At 62.8% G+C, this 1228-nt stretch carries 1 protein-coding gene; it reads left to right on the top strand.

The window, feature by feature from the left end; genetic code table 11:
* The coding region (locus AC1DLB_RS30365) for an NfrA family protein (protein ID WP_477786325.1) at positions 1-1228 on the top strand (1228 nt) is incomplete at both ends.

Below are 1228 nucleotides of genomic sequence, written 5' to 3' on the forward strand. Positions count from 1 at the left end.
GGCCTGGTGTGTGATATCTGGCCTGGCAACCAACGCGACGACGGAACCGACCTCGCCGCCCAGGCCTATGCGGCCCTGGCCCGCAAGGACTTCGAAACGGCGGTTGCCCAAGCGAACCAAGCCGTCGGCCGCGCGCCGCACAACCCGGCGTATCGACGCCTATTGGTCGGAGCCCTGACCGACCAGAAGCATGTGCCCGAAGCCATCGCGGCGGCCAGCGATGGCCTCAAGGCCAATGGCGATGACGCCCGGCTGCTGAGCCAGCGCGGCTTCTTGCGTCAACAATCGGGGGACGATACCGGGGCACGCCAGGATTTTACCCGGGCCTTGGCCCTGGGCAGCTTGCCGGCTTACGAAGAGGCCAGTCTGTATGCCGCCATCGGCCAGAGAAGAACTGCGCGCGAACGGCTGCAACAGGCGCGGGACACCGGCGAACTGGAAGCGATGAGCGACCTGCAGATCGCCTACTTGTCGGTCCAGGCCGGCGACGATGACCGCGCCCGTGAATCGTTTCGCAAGGCCGATGCTGGCAGCCGACTCTCACCGACGGCAACGCAGGATGCCGCCTACAACGCCATGCGGGTCAATGACGATGAGCAAGCCGTCACCTATTTCAAGCGAGTCATCGACGCAAAAAATGCCGGTGAACTCGACATGTCCCCGCAGCAGCTCTTCGACACCCGTCGCGCGGTGGCCGATGTGTCGCGTACCTGGGGCTTGATCAGCACTACCAGTTATCGCGGCAACAGTTCCAGCAGCGGTCTGAGTTCAGCGCCGAGTAGCGGCAGTAACAGCAACGACAGCCTGCAAAACAGCACCGAACTGTCCTGGCGCCCGTTGGGCTATCGCAATGCACGTTTTGTCGAACTCTACGGCCGCGTCACCGACACGCTATGGAGCAAGAACAGCGATTCGGCTAGCGGTATCGATGCCCTGCAAGGCGCTGTTGGTGTGCGGGTCAAGCCGTTCACGGCGCTGAACGTGATGGCCGCCGTTGAGCGCACGTTCCCCTTGGGGTCGTCAGACGTCAACGGTGACTGGCTGGTGCGCCTGGGCTATAGCTCAAGTATCGGGACCGATTTGCGGGTCGATACCTCCAGCTGGTGGACCTCGCAGTTGTTCGCTGAAGGCGGTCATTACATCAATGACTCGCGTGACTATTTCAACAGCGAATGGCAGGTCGGCCGCAGTTACGCCATCGGCGGCGCAGGTTCACACTGGGTGAGCT

Source organism: Pseudomonas sp. 05N434, from assembly GCF_056396965.1.